This window comes from Hydrogenivirga sp., from assembly GCF_056450045.1.
In genome coordinates, this window is sequence record NZ_JBWONM010000140.1 from 1 (window position 1) to 7,546 (window position 7,546).

9 protein-coding genes are annotated in these 7,546 nt (G+C 53.6%); 8 read left to right on the plus strand and 1 reads right to left on the minus strand.

All coding sequences use genetic code 11. The features are described from left to right. On the minus strand, positions 1–631 hold a 631-nt coding region (lptB, locus tag AC1HCM_RS05845; protein ID WP_479460833.1), incomplete at its 3' end, for an LPS export ABC transporter ATP-binding protein. An 18-nt stretch (positions 632–649) separates the two neighbouring features. Here lptB and AC1HCM_RS05850 point away from each other — a divergent pair. The 8 genes from AC1HCM_RS05850 to AC1HCM_RS05885 all read left to right on the plus strand — a co-directional run. Further along, a complete protein-coding gene (locus tag AC1HCM_RS05850) occupies positions 650–1,291 on the plus strand; it encodes an alpha/beta fold hydrolase (RefSeq protein ID WP_479460834.1) in 642 nt (213 codons plus the stop codon). Next, positions 1,239–1,895 carry a class I SAM-dependent methyltransferase gene (locus AC1HCM_RS05855; RefSeq protein WP_479460835.1) on the plus strand — a complete coding sequence of 219 codons (657 nt, stop codon included), beginning with the start codon at positions 1,239–1,241 and terminating at the stop codon, positions 1,893–1,895. The genes AC1HCM_RS05850 and AC1HCM_RS05855 overlap by 53 nt, the downstream gene beginning before the upstream one ends. An 11-nt stretch (positions 1,896–1,906) precedes the next feature. After that, entirely contained in the window at positions 1,907–3,310 is a 1,404-nt protein-coding gene (locus AC1HCM_RS05860; protein WP_479460836.1) for a DegQ family serine endoprotease, read from the plus strand. Positions 3,311–3,318: 8 nt separating this feature from the next. After that, a complete protein-coding gene (locus tag AC1HCM_RS05865; RefSeq protein ID WP_479460837.1) occupies positions 3,319–4,248 on the plus strand; it encodes a sigma-70 family RNA polymerase sigma factor in 930 nt (309 codons plus the stop codon). A 1-nt stretch (position 4,249) separates the two neighbouring features. Next, a complete protein-coding gene (truB, locus tag AC1HCM_RS05870; protein WP_479460838.1) occupies positions 4,250–5,128 on the plus strand; it encodes a tRNA pseudouridine(55) synthase TruB in 879 nt (292 codons plus the stop codon). Between the two features lie 60 nt (positions 5,129–5,188). Then, complete coding sequence (dnaJ, locus tag AC1HCM_RS05875) at positions 5,189–6,334, plus strand: molecular chaperone DnaJ (RefSeq protein WP_479460839.1); 1,146 nt, start codon at positions 5,189–5,191, stop codon at positions 6,332–6,334. A 5-nt stretch (positions 6,335–6,339) separates the two neighbouring features. After that, entirely contained in the window at positions 6,340–6,738 is a 399-nt protein-coding gene (locus tag AC1HCM_RS05880; protein WP_479460841.1) for a heat shock protein transcriptional repressor HspR, read from the plus strand. 11 nt (positions 6,739–6,749) lie between these two features. After that, on the plus strand, positions 6,750–7,546 hold a 797-nt coding region (locus AC1HCM_RS05885; protein ID WP_479460840.1), incomplete at its 3' end, for an epoxyqueuosine reductase QueH.

Consider the following 7,546-nt stretch of genomic DNA (forward strand, 5'->3'; position numbering starts at 1 on the left):
TACCCTCGGATATTATGTAAACCCTGTCCACCATGCTTATGGTCTCCCTCACGTTGTGGTCTGTCACGAGTATGCCTATGTCCTGATGCTTTAGGTTCCTTACCATGCTCCTTATATCGCTCACTATTATCGGGTCAAGTCCAGCAAAAGGCTCATCCAAAAAGAGGTACTTGGGCTTGGTTATCAGGCTCCTGGCTATCTCAAGGCGCCTCTTCTGACCGCCCGACAGGGTATAAGCTTTCTGGTTCATCAGGTTCAGAAGACCGAAGTCCTCAAGTAGGGTCTCCGCCACAGTGATGGCTTCTTCCCTGCTCTGGGTAAAGAACTCAAGGAATATCAGCAGGTTCTCAAGGACAGTCAGGTCCTCAAAGAGGGTGTGTTCCTGGGGGAGGAAGGCTATCCCCTTCTTAGACCTCCTGTGGGGAGGAAGGTGGGTTATATCCTCTCCGTCAAGCTCTATCCTGCCCCCATCAACCTTTATGAAGCCCACGAGGGAGTTGAAGAGAGTCGTCTTTCCAGCACCGTTGGGACCAAGGAGTCCCACAACCTCCCCCCTCTCTATCTTCAGGTTAACACCCTTTATAATCTCCCTACCCTTGAAGCTCTTTCTTAGGTTCTCAGCTACAAGCATCTCACCTATTATATTTCTATGCCCCTCCTGAATCCCGTCTTCATCCACGGCTGGGCTTTTTCCTCCAAGGTCTTTGACAAACTTCCGGGCATAAAGGTGGAGCTTCCGGGACACGGAAAAAACGAGGGCAGGTACGAGAGCCTCCTGAAAACAGCCCAGGATATAGCTCTCTCCCTCCCGGGCAGACACGACCTCATCGGATGGTCCCTCGGTGGTACCATTGCCCTGCTCATAGCATCCCTCTTTCCGAGAAAGGTAAGGAGGCTCTTCCTCATAGGGACCTCCCCCTACTTCGGAGGTGCGTGGGAGGGAAAGAACCTCAGAGCCTTCAAGCTCAGGATAAAGATGGAGGGCGTGGAGGTCTTCAGGAACATAGCTTATCCCCGCAGGTTTGAGGACAGGCTATCCCTACCGGATGCCCTCAGAATGCTTGAGGATTACATAGGGATGGACCTCAGGGACAGAGCTTCCCTCCTGAGAAAGGAGACCTTTATCCTCCAGGGGGAAGAGGACAGGATAGTACCTCCCCTTGAAGCCCTCAAGCTCCACAGCCTGATAAAAGGTAGTAAACTTATAACTCTTCCCGGAGGTCATTTCCCTGCTGAAGATGAAAGGAGCTTACTCTCTACGCTTCTCAAGGTCAGCTCAGACCTACGATAGGTGGGCTCTGCCCCAGAGGGAGTCGGCGAGAACCCTCGTTGAGTTTGTGAAACCCGCGGGCAGGGTTCTGGACCTTGGGTGCGGGACGGGCTTCGTCTCCTCCTACCTTCCGCCAGGCTGTGAGCCCGTCGGTCTTGACCTCTCCGAGGGGATGGTAGACCTCTACAGGGAAAGGTTCGGAGAAGGGATAGTCGGAGATGCTGAAGAGCTCCCCTTCAGGGATAGGAGCTTTGAGTATGTCCTGAGCAACTTCTCCCTTCACTGGACGGATGTAGAGAAGAGCTCCTGCGAGGCTCTCAGGGTTGCAAGAAAAGGTGTTGGGATAGCGATCCCAGTGAAGGGAAGCCTTGAAGCCTTCAACTTCCCCTTTCCCGAAGAGGATTTCGTCCTTTCCCTGTTCAAGGGATACGAGGTCTCCCACTTCGTGAGGGAGATTGAGGTTCCCTTCAGGGGCTGGGATCTGGTTCAGTTCTTTCACTACACGGGGAGCTCCCTCAATCCTAAGAGGAGGCGCCTTCTCACGAGGGAAAAGATACTCAACCTGATAAACTCTATAGAAGGACCATCCTTCCGTATGCTATTTTTGTATGTGAGGGTAGTATGAGGAGGTTAAAGATGAACGCGCTTGCCCTTACCGCATTCCTTATCCTCTCAATGCTTGTCGGATGCAAAGCCCAGACAGGAGCAACCCAGCCGGTTGAGGAGAGCCATATAAACGGCGGAGGCGTCCTTGAGTCCTTCCAGAGAGAGCTCACCAAGGTTGTGGACAAGGTCTCGCCCTCGGTCGTTACAATCTTTGCGGTTCAGGAGGTTGAGTTCAATCCCTTTGAGGACTTTGACCTCCCTTTCAGGATACCGATGGAGCCCTTCAAGCAGGAGAGGAGGTCCTTGGGCTCGGGAGTTATAGTCAAGCATGAGGGAGGAAAGCTCTACATACTCACCAACAACCACGTCGTTGAGGATGCCAAGGCTGTCACCGTCAGGTTTGATAAGCACACCGAAAAGAGGGCGAAGATAGTTGGGACAGACCCCAAGACCGATATAGCTGTCCTTGAGGTGTCCGCCAAGGGTATAGAGAACGTGGATGAGAGGATAGCCAGGCTTGGAGACTCAGACAGGGTCAGGGTGGGTCAGCTCGCCATAGCGATAGGAAACCCCTACGGGCTGGAGAGAACCGTTACCGTCGGTGTTGTCTCCGCCCTCAAGAGGAGCATCGGGATAACCCAGTATGAGAGCTACATACAGACGGACGCGGCGATAAACCCGGGGAACTCGGGAGGACCCCTCATCAACATCCACGGAGAGGTAATAGGTATAAACACAGCGATAGTTGCCTCTGGGCAGGGTCTTGGCTTTGCCATACCGATAAACCTCGCCAAGTGGGTTATGGAGCAGATACTTGAGCACGGCAGGGTCATAAGGGGATGGCTTGGTGTTGTGATACAGGAGATAACACCGGACATAGCGGAGGCTATAGGCGTCAAGGAGGGCATACTGATAGCCCAGGTCCTAAAGAACAGTCCGGCGGACAAGGCGGGGCTCAAGGTCGGGGACATAATAGTCGCCCTGAACGGGAAGAAGCTTGACAGCGTGAGGGACCTTCAGCTTGCGATAATGAAGACAAAGCCCGGAACAAAGGTTCGCCTTACGGTGATAAGGGACGGCAAGAAGAGGGAGATAGAGGTGGTTGTCGGAGAGCTTCCGGAGAAGGGTAGGAAGAGCCAGAAGGCTGGTGAATCGGAGGACCTGGGACTCTCCCTGAGGGACCTAACCCCTCAGGAGAAGGCAAGGCTCGGTATTGAGGGAGTTCTCGTCGTTGGAGTCGTGCCAGGGAGCGAGGCTTACAGGAGTGGACTCAGACCCGGAGATGTTATAATGAGGGTGAACTATAAAAAGGTGGGGAGTGTTCGGGAGTTCTACCGCACGATAGAGAAGCTGAAGGAGATGGGCAAGAGCAAGGCACTCCTTCTCGTTTACAGGAACGGCTCCAACATATATCTTGTGCTCAACCTGAGGTGAGGTAAGCTATGTCTGACACAGAGCAGGAGCTCATAAATCAGTATCTTAAGAGGATATCCAAGATACCTCTCCTTACTCCTGAGGAGGAGAAGGAGCTCGCGAGGCGAGCTAAGGAGGGGGACGAGGAAGCCCTCAAGAAGCTGGTTGAGTCCAACCTCAGGTTCGTTGTGAGTGTGGCGAAGCAGTACATAGGCTACGGTCTCCCCTTCTCCGAGCTAATAGCCGCCGGAAACCTCGGGCTCCTTGAGGCTGCCAAGAGGTTTGACCCAGAGAGGGGCGTCAAGTTCATATCCTACGCGGTCTGGTGGATAAGGCAGGCTATAATGCAGGCTCTCTCCCAGCAGACGGGAGCGGTCAGAATCCCCCTCAAGCAGTCCCACCTCATAAGCAGGATAGGGACCATATACGCCGAGCTCGCCAAGGAGCTGGAAAGGGAGCCAACTCCCGAGGAGGTCGCTGAGTTCCTATCAAAGGACATGATAAGGAAGGAGCTGACAAAGGAACTCGGAAGGGAGCCAACGGACGAAGAGGTTGAGGAGAAGTTCAAGAAGGAGGGCTACAGGGTCTCACCCGAGGAGGTTGAGAAGTACCTTCAGGTCTGCAGGATACCCCTCTCCTTAGATGCCCCCGTCGGTGAAAACGAGGACACCTTCTTCGTTGACTTTCTGAGCCAACACGGAACCGCCGAAGTTGAGGAGAGCGTGCTTCAGGAGGTTCTTGAAAAGGAGATATACGGACTCCTTGACAAGCTCCCCGAGAAGGAGAGGAGGGTGGTTGAGCTTCGTTTCGGGCTCAGGGGAAACGAGCCAAAGACCCTCAGGGAGATAGGTGATATCCTGGGGGTATCAAGGGAGAGGGTCCGCCAGTTGGAGACGAGGGCTCTGAGTAAACTGAGAAGCCTCGCCATGAAGAGACACCTGAAGGACTTCCTCAGCTGAGATGGTAAAGGACGGAGTCCTCGTCATAGACAAACCCTCCGGTATCACCTCAACCCGTGTAGTTGAGAAGGTCAGAAGAAAGCTGAGAACGAAGGTCGGGCATACGGGCACCCTTGACCCAATAGCCACGGGGGTTCTCGTCCTGCTCGTTGGGAGGGCAACAAGATTTTCCTGGCTTTTCCTGAACATGGACAAGAGCTACAGGGTGGTCGCCCTCCTCGGAATCAGGACGGACACCTACGACCTTGAGGGGAAGATATTAGGCAGCTCCGAGGTAAAGGTAACCTGCGAAGAGGTTGAGGAGGCACTCGGGGACTTCAGAGGTGAGATACAGCAGGTTCCCCCTCCCTTCTCAGCAAAGAGGGTTGAGGGCAAGAGGGCATACAGGCTCGCCCGAAAGGGGGACACACCAAAGCTAAAGCCCGTGAAGGTGAAGGTTTACGAGCTAAAGCTCCTTTCCTGCGATCTGCCTGAGGTTGAGCTCTACATGAGGGTCTCCTCGGGAACCTACGTAAGGAGCCTTGTAAAAGATCTCGGGGAGAAGCTCTCTACTGGCGCTGTTGTAAAGAGCTTACGGAGGGAGTCCGTCGGACCCTTCCAACTGAGGGATGCCGTCCCCTTAGAGGAGTTCCTGAGTTCAGAGGAACCATGGAGATACGTTATGAGCCTTGAGGAGGCTTTCTCCTTCCTGCCGAAGGTGAGTTTGGATTACTTCTCTGGGAAGAAGGTGCTCCACGGAAACCCAGTCCTGCTAAAGGAGAAGCTTCCCGATGGTTATGCTACCATATACATTGACGATACGTTCGTGGGCGTGGGTAGGGTCAGCAGCAACATACTCAAACCCGAAAGGCTCATAATCCCGGAGGGAACACAAACTTGACATAGATAAACTCAAATTTTATCTTAATACCACAGGAGAAAGTTTGATAGGAGGTATATAATGCCTTCCACGAAGAAGGATTACTACGAGATACTTGGGGTACCGAGGAACGCAAGCCAGGAGGAGATAAAGAAGGCTTTCAGGAGGTTGGCGAGAAAGTATCACCCCGATATAAACAAGAGCCCTGAGGCTCAGGAGAAGTTCAAGGAGATAAACGAAGCCTATCAGGTTCTCTCAGACCCAGAGAAGAGGAAGCTTTACGACAGGTACGGACATGCCGCCTTTGAAGGTGCGGGAGCTCAGGAACAGGTGTTCACTCAAGACTTTCCAAGCTTGGAGGAGCTGCTCAACGACATCTTCGGTTCGGAGGGCTTTGGCTTTGATTTTGGCTCAATCTTTGAGAGGGCAACGAGGGGAAGGAGGAGGGGAAGGCAGAGACCCCTCCGGGGTGAGGACATCTACAGGACCGTTGAGATATCCATTGAGGACGCCTACAGAGGGACGACCGTTGAGGTTGAGGTGGAGAGAGAGGTTGAGTGCCCCTCCTGCAAGGGAATGGGCTACGATGAGAGCAAGGGGGTGAGGACCTGCCCCACCTGCGGTGGAACGGGGCAGGTGGTTCAGAGGCAGTTCTTCATGACCATATCCCACACATGCCCCACCTGTCAGGGTGAGGGAGTTGTTTACGAGCCCTGCAAGGAATGTGGCGGAAGGGGAACTGTCAGGAAGAAGGAAAAGATCAAGGTGAGGATACCTCCTGGAGTTGATACAGGCTCAAAGCTTGTCGTTGAAGGAAAGGGGCACGCAGGAAGGTTCGGAGGACCGCCCGGCAACCTCTACATCCATGTAAGGGTGAAGCCCCACAGGATTTTTCAGAGAAAGGGAGACGACCTCTACGTTGACGTCAACCTGACCTATCCCGAGGCTGTGCTCGGAACCGAAATAGAGGTGCCTACGATAAGCGGTGAGAAGGTAAAGGTGAAGATACCACCGGGAACCCAGCACGGTGACCTGATAAAGGTGAGCGGTAAGGGTATGCCGAGGCTCAGGGGAAGCGGCAGAGGTGACCTCTACGTTAGGGCTAACATAGTAGTTCCAAAGATAGGTGTGGTTGACAAGGTCTTCAAGGATGGTAAGAAGCTTGAGTCCATACTCAAGGAGCTTGAGGAGGTTCTTCCGAAACCTGAGAGGATCAAGGAGAGGTAATGGCAATGAAGAGGAAGAGGCACTACACAATAGGTGTCGTGGCGAGGATGTACGACATACACCCCCAGACCCTCAGGCTCTATGAAAGGGAGGGTCTTCTGAAGCCAACGAGGACTGAGGGCAACACGAGGCTTTACTCGGACGAGGACCTTGAAAGGCTTGAGTTCATACTCTTCCTCACGAGGGAGCTCGGGGTCAATCTGGCTGGGGTTGACATCATACTCAACATGAAGGAGCAGATGGAGGAGCTCCAAAAACAGGTGGACCAGCTCTTTGAGTTTATCCAGAAGGAGCTTTCCAAGATATACGAAGGTGAGGACCTCAGAAAGGCTATAGTGAGCGTCCCCAAGCGGAAGGTCATGAAGCTGGAAGATATCATACCAGCCAAGAAGGGTGAGAGTTAAACTCTCTTCTTATGAAGAGGGTCCTCGTCCACATCTGCTGTGCTCCAGACGCCCTTTACTTCCTTGAGAGACTCAGGGAGGACTACCCAAACTCGGAGCTGATAGGCTTTTTTTACGATCCGAACATACATCCCTATGAAGAGTACAGGCTCAGGTATCAGGAAACTGAGAGAGCCTGCAGACAGCTCGGCATAAAGCTCATAGAGGGTGAATACGACCTTGAAAACTGGCTCATGAGCGTGAAGGGGCTTGAGGAGGAGCCCGAAAGGGGTGAGAGGTGTTCTGTCTGCTTTGATTTCAGGCTTGAAAGGTCTGCCCGCCTTGCCAGAGAGCTCGGCTGTGAGGCTATGACAACCACACTCCTGATGAGCCCTAAAAAGAGCTTTCACCAGCTCAGTGAGAGCGGCAAGAGGGTATCCCAGAGGTACGGCGTTAGCTTCCTACCCCTCAACTACAGGAAGGGGGGAGGCACCCAGGAGATGTTTCGCCTGACCAAAGAGAAGGAGATATACCAGCAGGACTACTGCGGTTGCATATACGGACTCTTCAAGCAGAAGGGGGAGGATTCCCTCTGGGACCTCACGGGCTTCGGGGGTAGGAGACCTGGTTCCAAGGAGGAGACCCTCCTTATAAAGAGGGTAAGGACCTTTGCCGAGTCCCTCGCCCTCCCGGTGAGGGAGTACGAGTTCCCCTTTCTTGGCTGGTTCCCGCTTGAGGGAGGAGTATGGATCGGGGGTGAAGCCCTCCCCTCCATAGTGAAGCCCTTCTCAGCCCCCATAAGGGGAAAGGTGAGGGCTGACGTTGAGAG